20 protein-coding genes, 1 tRNA gene and 1 other RNA gene are annotated in these 18,764 nt (G+C 43.7%); 13 read left to right on the plus strand and 9 right to left on the minus strand.

Annotated features, from left to right (window positions below):
- Positions 1 to 50: 50 nt before the first annotated feature.
- Positions 51 to 1,043 carry an outer membrane protein assembly factor BamD gene (locus tag AC4MCD_RS04000; RefSeq protein WP_491876609.1) on the minus strand — a complete coding sequence of 331 codons (993 nt, stop codon included), beginning with the start codon at positions 1,041 to 1,043 and terminating at the stop codon, positions 51 to 53.
- Between the two features lie 71 nt (positions 1,044 to 1,114).
- Between AC4MCD_RS04000 and rluD the strand changes: the two genes are divergently transcribed.
- Genes rluD through AC4MCD_RS04015 form a run of 3 tightly spaced genes read left to right on the plus strand, consistent with a single transcriptional unit; the run spans position 1,115 to position 3,547 of the window.
- Positions 1,115 to 2,167 carry a 23S rRNA pseudouridine(1911/1915/1917) synthase RluD gene (gene rluD / locus AC4MCD_RS04005; RefSeq protein ID WP_491876610.1) on the plus strand — a complete coding sequence of 351 codons (1,053 nt, stop codon included), beginning with the start codon at positions 1,115 to 1,117 and terminating at the stop codon, positions 2,165 to 2,167.
- Positions 2,168 to 2,205: 38 nt separating this feature from the next.
- Positions 2,206 to 2,946, plus strand: coding sequence for a peptidoglycan editing factor PgeF (gene pgeF, locus AC4MCD_RS04010; RefSeq protein WP_491876611.1), 741 nt, complete (start codon positions 2,206 to 2,208; stop codon positions 2,944 to 2,946).
- A 40-nt stretch (positions 2,947 to 2,986) separates the two neighbouring features.
- Positions 2,987 to 3,547, plus strand: coding sequence for a flavodoxin family protein (locus tag AC4MCD_RS04015; RefSeq protein WP_005236845.1), 561 nt, complete (start codon positions 2,987 to 2,989; stop codon positions 3,545 to 3,547).
- Positions 3,548 to 3,598: 51 nt separating this feature from the next.
- On the opposite strand, the gene smpB is transcribed toward AC4MCD_RS04015, so the two are convergent.
- The gene (gene smpB, locus AC4MCD_RS04020) at positions 3,599 to 4,075 is read right to left on the minus strand and encodes an SsrA-binding protein SmpB (RefSeq protein WP_004784822.1); all 477 of its coding nucleotides are present in this window, start codon (positions 4,073 to 4,075) and stop codon (positions 3,599 to 3,601) included.
- A 138-nt stretch (positions 4,076 to 4,213) separates the two neighbouring features.
- Between smpB and coaD the strand changes: the two genes are divergently transcribed.
- From coaD to AC4MCD_RS04040, 4 genes are all read left to right on the plus strand, one after another.
- Entirely contained in the window at positions 4,214 to 4,705 is a 492-nt protein-coding gene (gene coaD, locus AC4MCD_RS04025) for a pantetheine-phosphate adenylyltransferase (protein WP_004784820.1), read from the plus strand.
- Position 4,706: 1 nt separating this feature from the next.
- Entirely contained in the window at positions 4,707 to 4,970 is a 264-nt protein-coding gene (locus tag AC4MCD_RS04030) for a YfhL family 4Fe-4S dicluster ferredoxin (protein ID WP_034581081.1), read from the plus strand.
- Positions 4,971 to 4,996: 26 nt separating this feature from the next.
- Positions 4,997 to 5,374: RNase P RNA component class A (gene rnpB / locus AC4MCD_RS04035), an RNA gene on the plus strand.
- A 72-nt stretch (positions 5,375 to 5,446) separates the two neighbouring features.
- Positions 5,447 to 5,523, plus strand: a tRNA-Met gene (locus AC4MCD_RS04040).
- A gap of 57 nt (positions 5,524 to 5,580) precedes the next feature.
- On the opposite strand, the gene AC4MCD_RS04045 is transcribed toward AC4MCD_RS04040, so the two are convergent.
- A complete protein-coding gene (locus tag AC4MCD_RS04045; RefSeq protein ID WP_419365765.1) occupies positions 5,581 to 6,159 on the minus strand; it encodes a hypothetical protein in 579 nt (192 codons plus the stop codon).
- Between the two features lie 195 nt (positions 6,160 to 6,354).
- Between AC4MCD_RS04045 and AC4MCD_RS04050 the strand changes: the two genes are divergently transcribed.
- Positions 6,355 to 7,080 carry a hypothetical protein gene (locus tag AC4MCD_RS04050; RefSeq protein ID WP_419374777.1) on the plus strand — a complete coding sequence of 242 codons (726 nt, stop codon included), beginning with the start codon at positions 6,355 to 6,357 and terminating at the stop codon, positions 7,078 to 7,080.
- On the opposite strand, the gene AC4MCD_RS04055 is transcribed toward AC4MCD_RS04050, so the two are convergent.
- The 4 genes from AC4MCD_RS04055 to carA all read right to left on the minus strand — a co-directional run bounded on the left by AC4MCD_RS04055 (position 7,064) and on the right by carA (position 12,890).
- Entirely contained in the window at positions 7,064 to 7,699 is a 636-nt protein-coding gene (locus AC4MCD_RS04055) for a CatB-related O-acetyltransferase (RefSeq protein WP_491876612.1), read from the minus strand. The genes AC4MCD_RS04050 and AC4MCD_RS04055 overlap by 17 nt on opposite strands.
- Before the next feature lie 245 nt (positions 7,700 to 7,944).
- Positions 7,945 to 8,421, minus strand: coding sequence for a transcription elongation factor GreA (gene greA / locus AC4MCD_RS04060; RefSeq protein WP_005236827.1), 477 nt, complete (start codon positions 8,419 to 8,421; stop codon positions 7,945 to 7,947).
- 85 nt (positions 8,422 to 8,506) lie between these two features.
- Entirely contained in the window at positions 8,507 to 11,737 is a 3,231-nt protein-coding gene (gene carB / locus AC4MCD_RS04065; RefSeq protein ID WP_159123473.1) for a carbamoyl-phosphate synthase large subunit, read from the minus strand.
- Between the two features lie 13 nt (positions 11,738 to 11,750).
- A complete protein-coding gene (gene carA / locus AC4MCD_RS04070; RefSeq protein WP_005236823.1) occupies positions 11,751 to 12,890 on the minus strand; it encodes a glutamine-hydrolyzing carbamoyl-phosphate synthase small subunit in 1,140 nt (379 codons plus the stop codon).
- A gap of 310 nt (positions 12,891 to 13,200) precedes the next feature.
- Here carA and AC4MCD_RS04075 point away from each other — a divergent pair, with 310 nt between their 5' ends.
- Positions 13,201 to 13,689: a hypothetical protein gene (locus tag AC4MCD_RS04075; RefSeq protein WP_004784804.1), complete on the plus strand. Its 489-nt coding sequence runs from the start codon at positions 13,201 to 13,203 to the stop codon at positions 13,687 to 13,689.
- 101 nt (positions 13,690 to 13,790) lie between these two features.
- The gene (locus AC4MCD_RS04080) at positions 13,791 to 14,015 is read left to right on the plus strand and encodes a hypothetical protein (protein ID WP_125278216.1); all 225 of its coding nucleotides are present in this window, start codon (positions 13,791 to 13,793) and stop codon (positions 14,013 to 14,015) included.
- A 275-nt stretch (positions 14,016 to 14,290) separates the two neighbouring features.
- Here AC4MCD_RS04080 and AC4MCD_RS04085 read toward each other — a convergent pair whose 3' ends face one another.
- Complete coding sequence (locus AC4MCD_RS04085; protein WP_034170177.1) at positions 14,291 to 14,830, minus strand: DOMON-like domain-containing protein; 540 nt, start codon at positions 14,828 to 14,830, stop codon at positions 14,291 to 14,293.
- Between the two features lie 11 nt (positions 14,831 to 14,841).
- A complete protein-coding gene (gene yhbY / locus AC4MCD_RS04090) occupies positions 14,842 to 15,165 on the minus strand; it encodes a ribosome assembly RNA-binding protein YhbY (RefSeq protein WP_004784797.1) in 324 nt (107 codons plus the stop codon).
- A gap of 196 nt (positions 15,166 to 15,361) precedes the next feature.
- Here yhbY and rlmE point away from each other — a divergent pair, with 196 nt between their 5' ends.
- The 3 genes from rlmE to AC4MCD_RS04105 all read left to right on the plus strand — a co-directional run bounded on the left by rlmE (position 15,362) and on the right by AC4MCD_RS04105 (position 18,756).
- The gene (rlmE, locus tag AC4MCD_RS04095; RefSeq protein ID WP_004784794.1) at positions 15,362 to 16,012 is read left to right on the plus strand and encodes a 23S rRNA (uridine(2552)-2'-O)-methyltransferase RlmE; all 651 of its coding nucleotides are present in this window, start codon (positions 15,362 to 15,364) and stop codon (positions 16,010 to 16,012) included.
- A 133-nt stretch (positions 16,013 to 16,145) separates the two neighbouring features.
- Entirely contained in the window at positions 16,146 to 18,035 is a 1,890-nt protein-coding gene (gene ftsH, locus AC4MCD_RS04100) for an ATP-dependent zinc metalloprotease FtsH (protein ID WP_034170205.1), read from the plus strand.
- Positions 18,036 to 18,141: 106 nt separating this feature from the next.
- Positions 18,142 to 18,756 (plus strand): GNAT family N-acetyltransferase, encoded by a 615-nt coding sequence (locus AC4MCD_RS04105; RefSeq protein WP_491876613.1) that lies wholly within the window; start codon positions 18,142 to 18,144, stop codon positions 18,754 to 18,756.
- Positions 18,757 to 18,764 lie beyond the last annotated feature (8 nt).

The following is an 18,764-nucleotide window of genomic DNA, read 5'->3' on the forward strand; positions in this document are numbered from 1 at the left end:
GGCAAGTATGATAACTTGCCCTTTGCAAAAATGCACCTGTCACAGTTGGCTTATTCAGCAGTCGGTTCAGGTAGCTCAGTTTCAGTGGTTTTAGGACGATCGAGTAAACCAAACGTCATGCGATTGGTTAGACTGCGTTTTTCTGCCTGTGGTTCAGCCGACTGGCTAGACGTATCGGTCACGGTTTTGGCTTCTTTACCGAAAATACCCAAAGTCGCACGATTGAAGAAACTGCCTTCACTACGTGCTGCACGCAGGTTCACGGTACCGTCGGCATTTACCAGACCTGGGTAGTTCAGTTTCAGCACTTCGATATATTGCTGTGCTGTCGCTTTGTCGCCCAGCTTGTCATAGCCGTAAGCAACGGTTGCCAGCGCTTCTGGAATCTGTGGCGTTTGTGGATAGTGTTCAATTACCCATAAGCCACGTTCAACAGCAGCCAGATATGCTTTACGCTTGATATTGAAACGGGCCGCATTCATTTCGCTTTCTGCCAGTTCCTGACCGATAAACTTCATACGCTGTGCAGCATCAACCGCATAGGTACTTGATGGATAGCGACGAATGAAATCAACAAAATTCTGGTAAGCGACTTTCAGGTAGCTTACATCACGGTGTGACTGTTTTAGTGAGGTATAACGTAGCAGGCCATTATAGTTCTGCTCCATATTCGCTACGCCACGGACATAGTAAGCATAGTCGACATTTGGATGTTGCGGATTCAGACGGATAAAGCGTTCTGCCAGTGCAACTGCACCTTCATAATCTTTTTGCTGGAATTTGACATATAGCAGTTCCAGTTGCGCCTGCGGTGCATACTGGCTGGTTGGATAATAGGTTTCCAGTGCTTCGAGCTGTTTTGCTGCATCAGTATATTGTTTGCGATCTAGCGCGTTCTGTGCTTTTTGTATATAAACCTGTTCGCTAGATTCTGGACCTTTGTCCACGACTTCTTTTTTTGGATTACTGCTACAGCCTACCATTGCCGATGCAATGCCTAACGTCACAGCAAGCATTGTCATTTTATAATGTGGTAGCGACATAAAAATTCCTCTGTTAATACGGGCAATGAGCTACAATTGCACTATTAAACCACTTTTGTCTGAATGAGCAAATGAGTCAAGCACAATCTTCCAATTCTAATATCCCTGATACTGATTTCAATTTACTTGAAGATTCTGAGGATGCAGATAACCATACTTCAGACGCAACTGCAACACGTTTATCGTTGCAATTTCAATTGGATGAAAGTTATATCGGGCAACGTATCGACCAGATTGCGGCCATGGTCTGGAGCGATTTTTCTCGAGAAAAGCTCAAACAATGGATCAAAGACGGCAATTTATTAGTGAATGGTCAACCAGTTAAGCCAAAATTTAAAAGTGACGGTTTTGAAACCCTGACTTTAAACGTTGAACTGGAGGCACAAACCCGTAGTCTGCCTGAAGATATTCCACTGGATATCGTCTATGAAGATGATGACATCATTATCATTAACAAACCAGTGGGCATGGTGGTGCATCCGGGTGCAGGCAATATGACTGGTACACTGGTCAATGCTTTGCTGCATCACTATCCGAAATCTTCTGAACTGGCGCGTGCAGGTTTAGTACACCGGATTGATAAAGACACCAGTGGTCTATTGGTTGTTGCTAAAAATCTGGAAGCACAGTTTGCGCTTAGCAAGCAGCTTGAGAAAAAGACCGTCTACCGTGTGTATGACCTGATTGTGTATGGCAACATCATTGCCGGCGGTACCATTGATGAACCGATTAAACGCCATCCGGTTGATCGTGTGAAAATGGCAGTCCTGCCAGGCGGTAAGGAAGCGGTGACGCATTACAATGTGAAAGAGCGCTTCCAGCATTTCACCCGTATTCAGGCACGTCTGGAAACCGGCCGTACGCACCAGATTCGTGTGCATTTTAGTTACCTGGGCTATGGTCTGGTGGGTGATCAGGTCTATATGCCACGTGTGCGTATGCCAGCCGGTGCTTCGCAATTGCTAGATGACACCTTGCGTGGTTTTAAACGTCAGGCATTGCATGCAGCGACTCTAGGCCTGAAACATCCACGTACCAAAGAAGAAATGACCTTTAATGCGCCATGGCCAGAAGACTTTGCCAATCTGGTTGAAGTGCTGCGTAGCGAAAACAAGGCCTATTAATTTTTCATTCTATTAGCAGTCATTAAAAGGGAAGCGACATGCAATTTGTACAAGGTTTGCCTCAAGGCGTTTATGTGGGTCAGACCCGTGTTCATCATGAACAGGTACAGCCATCAGCCCAGCCAGAGCTGGCGGGCTTTAACCTGGCTTTGCATGTCAATGATGATGCTGCACGTGTACAGAAGCATCGCATCCAGCTGTTGAAAGACTTCCAGCCTTTTGGTGTGGACAAAATTACCTGGATGACACAGACGCATAGCACCATTTGTCATACCATCAATGAGCAGATGCCTTTCGAGGCATTGGTCGGCGATGGCCTGGTCACACAGCGCAAGGCCCATGCCCTGATGATGATGACAGCAGACTGCTTGCCGGTGGTGCTGGGTAATGCTGAAGGCACTGAAGTAGCCAATCTGCATGCTGGCTGGCGTGGGCTGGCAGGCGGTATCGTTGAAAATACCATTGCCGCGATACAGACCCAGCCTACCTGGGCGTGGCTTGGTGCAGCGATCAGCCAGCCTTGTTTTGAAATTGGCGCAGAAGTAAGAGAAGCTTTCTGTTCCAAATATCCTGAACTGGACAGTGCATTTCAGGCAGGAGAACAGGCCGGAAAATACTATGCGGATCTGTATGCGATTGCGCGTTACATCTTGCAACAGCAGGGTGTTGAAACTGTTTTGGGTGGCGATCAGTGTTCATATCGTCAGGCGGAAGAATACTTTTCCTATCGCCGTGAAGCCAAAACCGGACGTATGGCAACATTCGTGTTTATGGCATGAAAATGTTAAACTTGATTGAAATTCTTGGTTTTTGATTGTTATGTCCCTATCTTCCCAATCTGTTGCGATTGTTTATCACAGTCCTTATGGACACACGGCTAAAGTGGCAAACTTCATTGCCGAAGGCGCACAAAAAACTGGTGTCCAAGTGCATATGATGAATGTGGAACAGGTGGATTGGGAGGTGCTGGACGCTGCCGATGCGATTGTATTTGGCTGTCCGACCTATATGGGTAGTCTGACTTCTGCCATGAAGTTATTTATGGAGCAGTCGTCCAAGCGCTGGCTGGCACGTAGCTGGCAAGGCAAGCTGGCAGCAGCCTTTACCAATGGTGGTGGCTTAAGTGGGGACAAACTCGCTGTTTTGCAGCAGATCAATCTGTTTGCGATGCAGCATGGCATGTTGTGGTCAGGTCTACCGTTGATGCCGACAGGTCGTTCCACTACAGATCTGAATCGCATGTCGAGCTTTCTGGGCCTTATGACCCAATCTGACAATGCACCTGTTGAAGTGACACCACCGGAAGGGGATTTGCAAACTGCGATCTGGTTTGGGGAATATATTGCCTTGACACTGGCGCGTCTGAATCTAAAAGCCTAATTTGATCCGTAAAAAAACCTCCATCAATTGGAGGTTTTTTTATTGCTGGTATTATTTATGAAAAATACGCGCTTTATCACGTTGCCAGTCACGGTCTTTTTCAGATGCACGTTTGTCGTGTAACTGTTTACCTTTTACCAACGCAATTTCCAGCTTGGCATGCGGGCCTTTCCAGTAACAGGCCAGTGGTACACAGGAATAACCTTTCTGGTTGATCGCGCCCATGAGTTTTTCAATTTCACGGCGTTTCAGTAGCAGTTTACGGGTACGCGTCGCTTCAGGGACAACATGGGTAGATGCACTCAGTAAAGGCTGAATCTGTGCGCCGAACAGGAAAGCCTCACCATTTTTAAAGGTGATATAGCTCTCCACAATACTCATACGACCGGCACGCAGGGATTTTACTTCCCAGCCTTGCAAGGAAAGTCCAGCTTCAAATTTTTCTTCAATAAAATAATCGTGACGGGCACGTTTGTTCAGAGCAATCGTTCCGCCGTTATTTTTTTTAACTACAGTTGCTTTCGCCATAATCAGACACTTCCAAAGTTGTAACTATTGTACCGTAACTTTTATTGAGTTGAAGTGTTTAAATTGATGGAGTTTCTTCACTAAAAAATGAAGATTTTGTTAAAATGGAAACTTACACAATAAACAGAGTACAAATGGATGACTAAAACTCGTGTAATTTATCCGGGAACTTTTGATCCGATCACCAATGGCCATATTGATTTGGTGACCCGCGCAGCAAAGATGTTTGATGAAGTTGTAGTTGCGATTGCAATCGGACATCACAAAAACCCGGTATTTAGTCTGGAAGAACGAGTTGAACTGGCCCAAACGTCATTAAGCCATTTGAACAATGTTGAATTTGTAGGATTTGATGGCCTGCTGGTGAACTTCTTCCGCGAGCAGAATGCGACAGCGGTATTGCGTGGTTTACGTGCAGTGTCCGATTTTGAGTATGAATTCCAGCTGGCCAATATGAACCGTCAACTGGATTCTCATTTTGAAGCGGTGTTTTTAACTCCTTCAGAGCAATATTCTTTTATTTCATCCACATTGGTGCGTGAAATTGCTCGTTTAAGAGGTGATGTGACCAAGTTTGTTCCGCCAAACGTGGTTGAAGCCTTTGAGCGTAAACTTCAACAAGGTTGGTAGAGTGTCTTTATATATCACCGATGAATGTATCAATTGTGATGTCTGTGAACCTGTCTGTCCGAATGAGGCAATTTTCATGGGTGACGTCATCTATGAAATTAACCCGGACTTATGTACAGAGTGCGTCGGACATCACGACAAACCGCAGTGCCAGTTATTCTGTCCTGTGGACTGTATTCCGCTTGATCCGAACCATGCCGAGACGCGTGAGGAGCTTCAGGCCAAGTATGAAAAACTGACTGCTCAAAAAACATCAAGCAATTAGTCGCCAGATTTGGTACTATGCGGCTCGAAGTGAGCCAGACGATCGCTGCTGTGGAGATCTCCGTGATTGAAGCAGGGGAGGAAAGTCCGGGCTTCATAGGGCAAGGTGCCAGGTAACGCCTGGGCGGCGTGAGCCGACGGAAAGTGCAGCAGAGAGTAGACCGCCTTCATTATGGTTTCGAGCAATTGGAATCGGAGGTAAGGGTGAAAGGGTGCGGTAAGAGCGCACCGCATGACTGGTAACAGTTCATGGCATGGTAAACCCCACCGGAAGCAAGACCAAATAGGGATCCTTTAGGCATGGCCCATGCTGGATCCGGGTAGGTCGCTTGAGCGTATGAGTGATTGTACGCCTAGAGGAATGATCGTTCTCGACAGAACCCGGCTTATCGGCTCACTTCACCAAATTTTGATCAATCAGCACAATATGGGCTTGACGTTCTAAACAGAAAAACCCATAATGCGCGCACAGTTTAAGGCTATGTAGCTCAGTTGGTTAGAGCACCGCACTCATAATGCGGGGGTCACAAGTTCAAGTCTCGTCATAGCCACCATATTCTGAAAAACCCACTCCGATTGAGTGGGTTTTTTTACGTCTGAATATTTTAGAATTAACGATAGATAAAGCGGCACATGCCAGCACGCAAGGCAAATGCACCGTGCATATATACGCCACCGAGCCAATACGGCACATTGAAAATGTCGCTATGACGATATTTTACCAATCCAAACTCTGCCAGTAGTCCTTCAAAGAACATCCCGCCAATTGCCAGTGTAATCGCAACAATGAGTAGCCATAAACGCTCATAACTGAACCCCCAGCGAATCAAAAAGCTGATATAGAAAATCCAGCACAGCGCCACAGGGTCAAAATTACCAAAGCCACTTAGGATATAAATAATGGCAAATAGTGTCAGCGCTTCGACCAGTGTCTGGGTGTTTTCATGGTGACAGCTTAAGGTAGAATTAATCCAATGCTTTAAGGTATCAGCTAACCAGAGATAAATGAATGCCATGCTGCAAAAGGCAATAAAGAATCCGGGAAATACCCACCATGCCTGACTGAAAAATTGTGAGTCTGGATAGCTTAAAGTTTGAGTATAGACATGAATGGCATCGCAAAGTGTTGCGACAATAGCAGCAAGTAGAGCTAGGATAAAAATGCCTGAATACTTTATTGTACGGGTCATGCCGTGTCCTGATTATTTTCTTTAGTTTCTAATTTGTTGAAGTTATAGATGAGTTGAAGTGGAAATACTATGGCTGAAAAATAGGGGTGAAGTTAGGAAATGATAAAAACAGTGTATTGAATGCTAAGTTATTTATATTGATCAGAAGAGTGATTTCAGTTTCAATAACGATATAAAATAATCCAAAAATAAATTATGAAAATTAAAAAAATAATTTTGCTCTTTTGGCTGGTGATTTTCAGCGTCCCTCTAAATGCAAATGAACCTGTCAAATCCCTGGTTTTTAAAGCTGTACACATTTCTCAAGCACAAATACAAAATATCTGTCAGCAGTTAAACCCAGCCTGCAAAAGTGAGGAGGTAATAGTGTGGTCAGTCCAGATGGGGGCGAATAAATATTATTATCTGATTGATCAAAAGTTAAGAATCGTTCAGGTCTCTAAAGAGCAGGGTGAATATAGAATAGATGATCATTGGAATTTAGCTAAATATCAGAAAGCTCATGCAGTTGAAGAAGATGAAATAGCTACAGAATTTATCCATCCAGCTTTATATCCGTTGAATCGGAATAATTATGCAGTCGCTTTGGTATCTAGTTTTTCAGCAAGCTATTCAGGTGGAGGACGAGGCGATCAAACCGCGCAGTTCATTCAATTATTACCTCAAGGAAAAACTTATCAGGTTCTTAAAGATATTCCTTTCTATTATTATGAACGGATTAAAGCATGTTTTAGTGAACAGGATTATAAAAAATATACTCACTGCCATGATGAACAATCCACCTTACTTTCGATCACTTACGAAGATATTGGAAAACCCTTTTATCAATGGAACTTAATTTATAGTGAAATAGATTGGCCTGCACATACGAATAGGAAAAGGGTACAAAAGAGGACAGTCACTGTTATTCCATCTCCTTAAGCGTTTCAAAACAGCGAATCAATGCTGCTATATCATCCGTCTGCAACTGTTCACGCATCTTTAAAAACTGCTTTTCATCTAAGTCATAGAGCTTTAGAGAAAGCAGTTTTTTTATGTCATCTTCAGGAAAGCGGTATTTAATAATTTTGGCTGGTACACCACCGACAACAGCATAAGGTGGTACATCTTTCGTTACTACAGCACCTGTGGCAACGACAGCACCTTCGCCAAGCATTACACCTTGCATAATCATGGCGCGTGAGCCAATCCAGCAACCATCGCCAATGACTGTGTCGCCAGCAGGCACAAAACTACGTGTATCGAACGGAAATACTGAAATCCAATCCGTGCGGTGTAATTGGTTGCCACCCATCATAATCACGCATTCTGCACCAAAACAGACGAAATTGCCGATATAGAGCTGATCGATCGGCTTCTCTGGTGTGGCTGGCTTGTCATGCAGATAACGCACCACACAACGCTCGAAACCTTGATCCCAGTAAGCTGAGTAATAGCTATAATTCCCCTTGATATGAATATTCGGATTCTTCACCGTTTTTGATATGAATTCGAACTCGCACCAATGGTTCACAGGGGAATTGATCAGTTTCTCAGACATAGAATGGCAAGGATTCGGAGGATGAAGGGATTATAGCAAAGTCCTCCTTTGAAAAAGGGGATTTAGGGGGATTCTAATACTTAGATGGGAATCTTTTAAAAATCGAAATTCATTATTATTGATGGGAGCCTTATTTAGTAGTAATCCCTCCCAACCTCCCTTTTAGAAAGGGAAGAGTACTAGAGGCTAAAAAACAAAAAACCCCTCATCTGAGGGGTCTTACAGCCTAAAATATCTATTTAAAATTAGATATATTCAACGCTTACGATTTCGTATTCAACTTCACCTTGTGGAGTTACGATTTTCACATCGTCGCCTTCGTTTTTACCCAGCAAGCCACGCGCGATCGGAGAGTTCACAGAGATCTTGTTGATCTTAAAGTCTGCTTCATCATCACCTACGATTTTGTAAGTTTTACGTTCTTCAGTGTCCAGATTCTCAATAGTCACAGTGACACCAAAAACTACACGACCGTTTTGCTCCAGTTCTTTAACATCAATCACCTGGCAAGCGCCCAGTTTACCTTCGATGTCCTGAATACGGCCTTCACAGAAACCTTGCTGCTCACGTGCAGCATGATATTCCGCGTTTTCTTTTAAATCCCCATGCTCACGTGCCTCTGCAATCGCTGCAGTAATACGTGGACGATCCACAGTTTTCAGTTGGTGTAATTCTTTCTCTAAGGCAAGTTTGCCTTCGGGAGTCATAGGATAACGTTGCATAGTTGTCCCTCAGTAATAAAAATGAAAGTCTATAAATGAAAAAAAGCCCGCCACCGAGAAGGTGACGGGACTTCTCAGTAACGAATTAACCTACTGTTAAATCTTGCAAACGATATACATCCATTGGCAATTTAATTGCTAAAGCTTGGCATACAGCATCAGCACCATTCAGGGTAGTGGTATGGTATACCTTACCTTGAAGCGCAGAGCGACGGATCGAGAATGAATCCTGCTGAGCTTGTTTACCTTCAGTGGTATTGATAATGAGGTGAATTTCACCATTTTTCAAGCGGTCTACAATGTTTGGACGGCCTTCTGTGACTTTATTTACACGTTCACATTCAATACCTGCAGCTTTAATCACATCATATGTGCCGCCAGTCGCAAGAATCTTGAAGCCAAAGTCAGCAAGCTGCTTCGCAATACCTACCGCACGTGGTTTATCAGAATCACGTACAGAGATGAATGCATGTTTCACTTCGCCTTCAGTTGGCAGACCTGGCAGACGATCGTTAGAGCCTAGAACAGCTTTGTAGAACGCTTCACCAAATGTTTTACCAACGCCCATTACTTCGCCTGTTGATTTCATTTCAGGGCCAAGGATCGGGTCAACACCAGGGAATTTGTTGAATGGGAATACTGCTTCTTTCACAGAGAAGTGAGCAGGGATAATCTCTTTGGTAAAGCCTTGAGACTCAAGAGACTGGCCAGCCATACAACGTGCAGCCACTTTCGCTAAAGATTCGCCGATACATTTAGAAACGAACGGAACCGTACGAGAAGCACGAGGGTTCACTTCCAGAATGTAAACGTCATCGCCTTTAACTGCAAACTGAACGTTCATCAAACCAACAACACCAAGTTCTTTCGCCATTGCGATGGTTTGACGACGCATTTCGTTTTGCACGTCTTCAGACAATGAATATGGAGGAATCGAACATGCAGAGTCACCAGAGTGAATACCGGCTTGTTCAATGTGCTGCATGATACCGCCGATCACAACGTCTTTACCGTCAGATACGCAGTCTACGTCAACTTCGATCGCATCATCTAAGAAGTGGTCAAGAAGAACAGGCGCTTCGTTAGATGCTTGAACCGCATCACGTAAGTAGCGTTTTAATTCTTCGTCGTTATAGACGATTTCCATCGCACGACCACCGAGTACGTATGAAGGACGTACCACAAGTGGATAACCCACTTTAGCTGCTTCTGCCATACCTTCTTCAGCAGATTTTACGATGCTGTTGTTCGGTTGACGAAGTTGCAGACGTTGAATCATTTGTTGGAAACGTTCACGGTCTTCTGCACGGTCAATCGCGTCTGGAGATGTACCGATAATTGGCGCACCAGCTTCTTCCAAAGCACGAGCCAGTTTCAGCGGAGTCTGACCGCCGTACTGCACGATAATACCTTTAGGTTTTTCAGTACGTACGATTTCAAGAACGTCTTCAAGTGTAATCGGTTCAAAGTACAGACGGTCTGAAGTGTCATAGTCAGTTGAAACTGTTTCAGGGTTACAGTTCACCATGATGGTTTCATAACCGTCATCACGCATTGCCAAAGCAGCATGTACACAGCAGTAATCGAATTCGATACCTTGACCGATACGGTTAGGACCACCACCAATGACCATGATTTTGTCACGGTTGGACGGATTAGATTCACACTCTTCATCATAAGTTGAGTACATATAAGCAGTATCAGATTCGAATTCTGCTGCACATGTATCCACACGTTTGTAGACTGGAGTTACACCCAGGTTCCAACGGTGCTTACGGAATTGTTTTTGTGAAATACCCATCAGGTTGGCAATACGGTGGTCAGATAAACCTTTACGTTTAAATGAGCGGATATTGTCAGCGTTAAGATCACCAAAACCTAAAGATTTGATTTGTTCTTCAGTTTTAACGATGTCTTCGATCTGGATCAGGAACCAGCGGTCGATGTTGGTTGCCGCAAATACTTCGTCTAGAGTGAAACCGTGACGGAATGCATCAGCCACATACCAGATACGCTCTGGACCTGGAACTTTAAGTTCTTGAAGAATCTTTTCGCGCGCACCTTCAGTACCCACTTCGATTTTTTCATCAAAACCAGTTGCGCCAACTTCAAGACCGCGAAGTGCTTTGTTTACAGATTCCTGGAAGTTACGGCCAATCGCCATGACTTCACCTACAGATTTCATCTGTGTAGTTAGTGTTGCATCCGCTTGCGGGAATTTTTCGAAGTTGAAACGTGGAATCTTGGTAACAACGTAGTCAATTGCCGGTTCGAACGATGCTGGAGTTGTACCGCCAGTGATGTCGTTTTTCAGTTCATCCAGGGTATAACCAACAGCCAGTTTCGCTGCGATTTTCGCAATCGGGAAACCAGTCGCTTTAGATGCCAGTGCAGATGAACGCGATACACGTGGGTTCATCTCGATGATCACCATACGGCCATCTTTCGGGTTGATACCGAACTGAACGTTAGAACCACCCGTTTCAACACCGATTTCACGAAGAACCGCTAAAGATGCATTACGCATCAACTGGTATTCTTTATCAGTCAGTGTTTGTGCAGGCGCAACAGTGATTGAGTCACCGGTGTGTACGCCCATTGGGTCGAAGTTTTCGATCGCACATACAATGATACAGTTGTCGTTTTTGTCACGAACAACTTCCATCTCGTACTCTTTCCAGCCAATCAGTGATTCATCGATCAGTAACTGGTGAGTAGGAGAGAGGTCGAAACCACGTTCACAGATTTCCAGGAATTCTTCACGGTTGTAAGCAATACCACCACCTGAACCACCCATCGTGAATGATGGACGGATAATCACAGGGAAACCGAAGCGTGCCTGAATCTCAAGAGCTTCTTCCATAGATTCAGCAATTGCAGCTTTTGGACATTCCAGACCAATTTTACGCATTGCTTCGTCAAACAGTTTACGGTCTTCTGCTTTTTCGATCGCTTCTTTGGTCGCGCCGATCAGTTCAACGTTGTATTTTTCAAGAATACCGTTGGCATCCAGTGCAAGGGCACAGTTCAGTGCAGTCTGGCCACCCATCGTTGGAAGCACAGCATCTGGACGTTCTTTTTCAATGATCGCTGCAACAGTCTGCCAGGTAATCGGTTCGATATACGTCGCATCTGCCATTGCAGGGTCGGTCATAATGGTCGCTGGGTTAGAGTTCACCAGAATAACGCGGTAGCCTTCTTCACGAAGCGCTTTACATGCTTGAGCACCTGAGTAGTCAAACTCACATGCTTGACCGATGACGATCGGACCAGCACCAATGATCAAGATGCTTTTAATGTCAGTACGTTTAGCCATGATGCTTCCTTAATTACTTCTTAGATGCTTCGATAAGTTCGATGAAATGATCGAACAATGGTGCGCAGTCATGTGGACCAGGGCTTGCTTCAGGGTGACCCTGGAAGCTGAACGCAGGTTTGTCTGTACGATGAATACCTTGGTTTGTACCATCAAACAGTGAGCGATGAGTCACACGCAATACCGCAGGCAAGGTGCTTTCATCCACTGCGAAGCCGTGGTTTTGAGAAGTAATCATCACTGTACCAGTTTCGATGTTCTGTACAGGATGGTTAGCGCCATGGTGACCGTGCGGCATTTTTACCGTTTTAGCACCCGATGCAAGAGCAAGAATCTGGTGACCCAAGCAGATACCAAATACTGGAATTTCAGTTGTTTCAACAATTGTTTTTACAGCTTCAATTGCGTAGTCACATGCAGCTGGATCGCCAGGACCGTTAGACAGGAACACGCCATCTGGATTTAACGCAAGTACTTTTTCAGCAGGAGTTTGTGCAGGCACCACAGTCAATTTACAGCCGCGGTCTGCGAGCATACGCAAGATGTTGGTTTTGACACCGTAGTCGTATGCAACCACATGGAATTTAAGTTCAGGTTGAGTAAAGCCTTTGCCAAGTGCCCATGAGCCTTCAGTCCATTCGAAACCGGTCGGATCACAGCATTCTTTCGCAAGGTCTAAACCACTTAAACCACCGAATGCACGTGCTTTTTCGACTGCTTCTTCTTCAGTGATGTTTTCACCCGCAAGGATACAACCGTTTTGTGCACCTTTATCACGCAAAATTCGAGTTAATCGTCGCGTGTCGATGTCAGCAATGGCAACTACATTGTGCTGTTTTAAATAATCACCGAGTGATTGATTCGCACGGAAGTTACTATGTAGTAAAGGAAGGTCACGGATAATTAAACCGTTTGCCCATACTTTATGAATACGACCTGATTCAGCGTCTTCTTCGTTGCAACCTGTGTTACCGATATGTGGGTAAGTCAGCGTTACAAGCTGCTGTGCATAACTAGGATCAGTCAAAATTTCTTGATAGCCAGTCATGGCAGTGTTGAAAACGACTTCACCAGTCGTACAACCCGATGCGCCAATTGAAGTACCTTTAAAGATAGTTCCGTCGGCAAGGGCTAAAATTGCTGGGGTGCTCAAACCAAAGCTCCTGAAATTTAGGCTGTAAAAAAGCGAGTAGACGAAAAAAAAGGAAGGTTAATTTTTAAACCTACCCTCCTATGTCTGCTCGCTTGAACTTAACACGGCATTATACGCAGAACCACCCTCCAAGTCCAATAGCTTTACAGCAAAAGTATGAGATAAATGGCTTGCTTTTTGCTTGAAAGTCTGTTTTACGAACAACGTAAAAAAATGTAAGCAATTAAGAATTGTCTAACAAATCAAATCTTAATTTTTATCAAAACTACTAATATGGATGAGTCGTAATATAACTATAGGAATAAGACACATGACTACAGCAGCGAAATCTTCCCAATCCAAGAAAAAGATCAATACCGTGGTTTCAGAAACGACTGAACAGCTTGAAAAAGTAGCAGCTGAAGCCAAAGAACAGGTGGTGGAAACCATCGAAGAAAGCAAAGAGAAACTTGAAGTTGAAGCGAAACAGCTAGGTGATACTGTTCAGGAACAGTTACGCCAGTTAAAACAGGATCTGTTACAACGGATCGATACTCTGAAAGAGCAGTTATTTGGTTCGCAAAAAGAACTGACTGAATTAACCAGCTTTATCAAAACCGAATTTACCGCAGTGATTGAAGACTTATCCAATATGGGTAAGGAACTGAAAGAAGATGTCAGCCAGATCTCGACCAAACATAAAGAGCATCTGACTGGTACATTCAAGCGCTCAAAAGACAGCACCATTGAAGTCCTGAAAAAGGTCAAACCCATGGTAAAAGCTGAAAGTTCAGAAAAAAGCCCTGAGCTGAAGAGTTAAGGGAATACGCTGACTAAAATTGCATGAAAGGAGAACTGGAAATGTTCTCCTTTGTCTTTTTGAGGCAAACGGACTCACAATAATAATGAAAGGGGGTCACGATGCAGCAGCATTATTTTGCAGGTGTACTTGGTTTACTGACGCTGATTATGATGCTTAATCTGGAAAGTTGGTTGATGCGTGCACTTTATCTGGGTGTGATGATGTTATGCCTGGGATTCTTTGGACTAACTTTTGGAACGATTATCCTGATCATCTTCACGTTAACTGTAATTTTTTATGCCGCGGTAAAATCAGTGCAGGACAATTACCGCTTACATCACTAAAATGTCGAAAACAATAAAAACGAACTCTTAGTCTATCAGCTTAAATATCGTTTAAATTATTATTAAAGTAGCCAGCCCTAAGTATAGAGAGCAGGCTAGTTGTATCAATTTAATATTGACCTGAATCCACGTAATGAAAATAAAGGCAAATATTTTTTAAACCTATAATAGTGAGCTTTGAACGGATGAGCCGGAAAAGCCCATAAAAAAACGTGAGACTTTAATGCTCACGTTTTTTAATATCTTTTTTATCCAGTAAATGCTTTTAATCTGCATTAAAAGACATGCAGCCAATCCCGTTTATTGTGGAAGTCTGCTTCTGGACTGCTGTGCTGCATTGCAAAGTATTGATCACCTTGTGAGGTTTTTAATACTGCTGTCAGACCAATAAACAGGTCTGCCCATTTAAGTTTATGCTCAACCATAAACTCGGTCAGATCCAGACTGACATTAAGACCATAATGGGTGCGTTTAAGCTGATTCAGTTCGATATCGTATGCAGCAGGTGGCGGCATATCTTCCGGATAGCGATATTCCTCAAACTGATAGGCTTGCCAGGCCTGAGAAGGGGAAAGATTGATTTCGCGATAATAATCTTCACCCTGAACCCCGATAAAGATTTCAAAGCAGGTCTGTTCCCACAAAAAATCACGACGGGGATGTGCAGTAACCATTTCTGGCCACAGCACGTACTGGTTGGGATCACGCAACCAAAATCCGACATTCAAGCTGCATGGATTTTGCTGTTCGATGGCACCGACCAATGAGATTGCCTGAAAACGGCGATCAAATGCGCTGAGTTCGTAACTGGCCATAAATCCTGTACTTAGTTAGAAAGATGGGCAAAACGGACAAGATTGGATAACTTCTGGTTTTGCTTTGGAGCTTTCTTGTAAAGCAGCGCAATTTTACCAATAGTTTGTACCACTTCAGCACCTGTAGTTTCTGAAAGTTCAGCAATGAGTGCTGCACGTGCTTCACGGTCTTCAGCCACAACTTTTACTTTAATGAGTTCGTGATCATTAAGGGCACGATTTAGCTCTTCAACTACAGATTCAGTTAAGCCTTTGTCACCAAGCATTACAACCGGGTTTAATGCATGTCCAATTTGACGTAAACGCTTACGTTCCTGAATAGATAAAGACGCCATGAGAGATAACCTGATTTTTAAAACGGCTTAGTATAGCAAAAGCGAAAAACAAACGCTGTAAATTCTCAGGAAATAATCACTTGTAAATAATCGCAAATTACACCGGAATACTCAGATTTAGATACACATGTATACTGCAAAAAATGTGTTTTTCCCGTACAATGAATCATTAGAAGTTTTTTTTATTTAGAGAGTTATGGCAACACGCATTACCAACCAAAAGTTATCTAAAAGTAGTCGTGCGTGGATGAGAGAGCATCTTGATGACTTTTATGTGAAAAAAGCACAAAAAGAAGGTTATCGTGCCCGTGCTGCGTACAAGTTGCTAGAAATTCAGGAAAAATACGGCATTATCAAACCCGGCATGACTGTAGTGGACTTGGGTGCTGCCCCAGGAAGCTGGTCCCAGATTGCCGGAAAACTGGTCGGTGACAAAGGTCTGGTGATTGCATCAGACATCTTGGAAATGGATGCGCTACCTGATGTGACTTTCTTGCAGGGCGATTTCCGTGAACAAGAAGTATTCGATAAATTGTTAAATATTTTAAACGGACGCACAGTAGACGTTGTAATTTCAGATATGGCCCCCAATACATCAGGTAATAGAGCTGTAGATCAACCACGTCAGATTTATTTATGTGAACTTGCTCTGGATTTTGCCAACAAGGTACTCGGTCCAAAAGGACAGTTTGTAGTGAAAGTATTCCAGGGTTCAGGTTTTGATGAATTTCGTAAAGAAGTCGTTAACAGTTTTGATGTATTGAAGACGATTAAACCTGCTGCATCACGTGCCCGTTCGAAAGAAGTGTTTTTGGTCGGACAGGGACGCAAGAAGGCTTTGAAATAAAGTTTACTTGCCAACACGTTAAAAATTGTGCATTTTGTAGGTTTTTACATTATTGCAAATTGATTTGCAGCTTATTGATTAAGGTCACCCTTCGAGGGCATGATCAAATTAGATTGGAATGGGAAATAAAGCTTTGAGCGATCTTTTTAAGAATGCCGTATTGTGGCTCGTGATACTGGGTGTGCTGGTGTTAATCTTCAGCAACGTCAGTGACCGCAATCAACCGACTACAATGAACTATTCGGAGTTTGTTGCCGCGGTCAATGCTGGCCAAATTAAACAAGTTACAATTGATGGCGAAAGAATTCGCGGTGAAAAATCAAACGGTTCAGAGTTTGAAAGCATTCGCCCGGCAGTTCAAGACCCAGAACTGATGCCAAGCCTGATTAAAAATAATGTGGTCGTTGAAGGTGAAGCGCCTCAACGTCAAGGCTTGCTCATGCAATTGCTGATTGCAAGTTTCCCTGTGCTTCTAATCATTTTGTTATTCATGTTCTTTATGCGCAACATGGGTGGCGGTGCAGGCGGCAAGAATGGCCCAATGAGCTTTGGTAAATCTAAAGCGAAAATGCTATCTGAAGACCAGATCAAAGTAACATTTACTGATGTGGCGGGTTGTGATGAAGCAAAACAGGAAGTAGTTGAAATCGTTGACTTCCTGAAAGATCCTGCAAAATTCAAACGTCTGGGTGCGACTATTCCTAAGGGCGTCCTGATGGTGGGTCCTCCAGGTACAGGTAAAACCTTGCTGGCTAAAGCCATTGCGGGTGAAGCAAAAGTTCCATTCTTTAGTATCTCAGGTTCTGACTTCGTTGAAATGTTTGTCGGTGTCGGTGCATCACGTGTACGTGACATGTTCGAACAGGCAAAACGTCATGCGCCATGTATCATCTTCATTGATGAGATTGATGCAGTCGGTCGTCATCGTGGTTCAGGTACAGGTGGCGGTCATGATGAACGTGAACAGACTCTGAACCAGATGCTGGTAGAAATGGATGGTTTCGAAGGCAATGAAGGCATTATTGTCATCGCTGCAACTAACCGTGCTGATGTATTGGATAAAGCCTTACTTCGTCCAGGTCGTTTCGACCGTCAGGTAATGGTAGGTCTACCAGATATTAAAGGTCGTGAGCAAATCCTGAATGTACACTTGAAGAAACTTCCTTCTACTACTGGTGTAGATGTCAAAGTTCTTGCTCGTGGTACGCCAGGCTTCTCAGGTGCACAGTTGGCCAATCTTGTAAACGAAGCGGCATTATTTGCGGCACGCCGTAACAAGAACACCGTCGATATGCATGACTTTGAAGATGCGAAAGACAAACTGTACATGGGTCCTGAACGTAAATCGATGGTACTTCGTGAAGAAGAACGTCGTGCTACGGCTTACCATGAAGCAGGTCATGCGATTGTGGCAGAAATGCTTCCAGGTACAGACCCTGTGCATAAAGTTACCATCATGCCGCGTGGCTGGGCATTAGGTGTCACCTGGCAGTTGCCTGAGTTTGACCAAACTAGCCATTATAAAGACAAGATGTTAAATGAACTTTCAATCCTGTTTGGTGGTCGTATCGCAGAAGAAGTGTTCATTAACCAGATGTCGACTGGTGCTTCGAATGACTTCGAACGTGCAACTAAAATGGCACGTGCGATGGTGACCAAATATGGTATGTCGGACAAGTTAGGTGTCATGGTCTATGAAGATGACTCTCAACAGTCTTTTATGGGTAGCATTGGTACCCGTACGATTTCTGAGGCAACCCAACAACAGGTAGATGCTGAAGTTCGTCGCATCATCGATGAGCAATACAAGGTTGCACGCGATATCCTTGAAAACAACAAAGATATTGCCCATGCCATGGTGAAAGCTCTGCTTGAATGGGAAACAATTGATCGTGAACAGATTCGTGACATTATGGAAGGTCGTGAGCCAAAACCACCTAAAGTTTATGTTTCAGACAATCCAGTGATTGATGTAACACCGACTGATGGTCCAATGACTCCTCCGCCATTACCAGCGAACTAAGTTAAAAATTAAAACCACCTTCGGGTGGTTTTTTTATGGCTATTGTTTTGTCATATCTAGTTGAATGCTATAGTCAATTTATAAAAATCAATGAGTAAAAATAAGAATGAATTTACTTGTTCTGGAATCCAGTATTTATCAGCTACGTTTGGAGCCACTGAGCTGGGAACATTTTGCAGACTTAGAAAATGCATGTGCCGAAGGGGACTTGGGGGAAGTGTTATATAATTCGGTACCTTACCTACATAAACTTAAACACTACTTTACCCAAGCTTTTGAACAGCAGTCCAAAGGTGAAAGAATGGCTTTTGCTGTGATTAATCTGAATTCGGGTCGCGCTATTGGTACCACTAGTTATCATGATATCAAGCCGGAAATTCCACGTGTTGAAATTGGCTTTACCTGGTATGCCAAACCTTATCAACGAACCTATGTAAACCGGGTCTGTAAATATCTTTTGTTGCAGCATGCTTTTGAAGAGCTGAATGCTCAAGTGGTAGGCTTTCGGACTGATCATCTGAATCTTAAAAGTCAGAAAGCTATTGAAGGCCTAGGCGCCAAACAGGATGGCATCATCAGATGTCATATGCTGCGTAAAGATGGCATGACACTCAGAGATAGTTATATCTATAGTATTTTAAAAAGCGAATGGGCAGATGTGAAAGCGCTACTGCAATCCAAGCTAATGCAATATTCCAATAAGAACCACTTTGAAATCTAAGTCTTGAC

The organism is Acinetobacter sp. CAU_H_78, assembly GCF_058599365.1.

Bases quoted from the DNA above. Each gene is read 5' to 3' on its own strand.
- AC4MCD_RS04000 (WP_491876609.1), bottom strand. From the start codon at position 1,043: ATGTCGCTACCACATTATAAAATGACAATGCTTGCTGTGACGTTAGGC.
- rluD (WP_491876610.1), top strand. From the start codon at position 1,115: ATGAGTCAAGCACAATCTTCCAATTCTAATATCCCTGATACTGATTTC.
- pgeF (WP_491876611.1), top strand. From the start codon at position 2,206: ATGCAATTTGTACAAGGTTTGCCTCAAGGCGTTTATGTGGGTCAGACC.
- AC4MCD_RS04015 (WP_005236845.1), top strand. From the start codon at position 2,987: ATGTCCCTATCTTCCCAATCTGTTGCGATTGTTTATCACAGTCCTTAT.
- smpB (WP_004784822.1), bottom strand. From the start codon at position 4,075: ATGGCGAAAGCAACTGTAGTTAAAAAAAATAACGGCGGAACGATTGCT.
- coaD (WP_004784820.1), top strand. From the start codon at position 4,214: ATGACTAAAACTCGTGTAATTTATCCGGGAACTTTTGATCCGATCACC.
- AC4MCD_RS04045 (WP_419365765.1), bottom strand. From the start codon at position 6,159: ATGACCCGTACAATAAAGTATTCAGGCATTTTTATCCTAGCTCTACTT.
- AC4MCD_RS04050 (WP_419374777.1), top strand. From the start codon at position 6,355: ATGAAAATTAAAAAAATAATTTTGCTCTTTTGGCTGGTGATTTTCAGC.
- AC4MCD_RS04055 (WP_491876612.1), bottom strand. From the start codon at position 7,699: ATGTCTGAGAAACTGATCAATTCCCCTGTGAACCATTGGTGCGAGTTC.
- greA (WP_005236827.1), bottom strand. From the start codon at position 8,421: ATGCAACGTTATCCTATGACTCCCGAAGGCAAACTTGCCTTAGAGAAA.
- carB (WP_159123473.1), bottom strand. From the start codon at position 11,737: ATGGCTAAACGTACTGACATTAAAAGCATCTTGATCATTGGTGCTGGT.
- AC4MCD_RS04075 (WP_004784804.1), top strand. From the start codon at position 13,201: ATGACTACAGCAGCGAAATCTTCCCAATCCAAGAAAAAGATCAATACC.
- AC4MCD_RS04080 (WP_125278216.1), top strand. From the start codon at position 13,791: ATGCAGCAGCATTATTTTGCAGGTGTACTTGGTTTACTGACGCTGATT.
- AC4MCD_RS04085 (WP_034170177.1), bottom strand. From the start codon at position 14,830: ATGGCCAGTTACGAACTCAGCGCATTTGATCGCCGTTTTCAGGCAATC.
- yhbY (WP_004784797.1), bottom strand. From the start codon at position 15,165: ATGGCGTCTTTATCTATTCAGGAACGTAAGCGTTTACGTCAAATTGGA.
- rlmE (WP_004784794.1), top strand. From the start codon at position 15,362: ATGGCAACACGCATTACCAACCAAAAGTTATCTAAAAGTAGTCGTGCG.
- AC4MCD_RS04105 (WP_491876613.1), top strand. From the start codon at position 18,142: ATGAATTTACTTGTTCTGGAATCCAGTATTTATCAGCTACGTTTGGAG.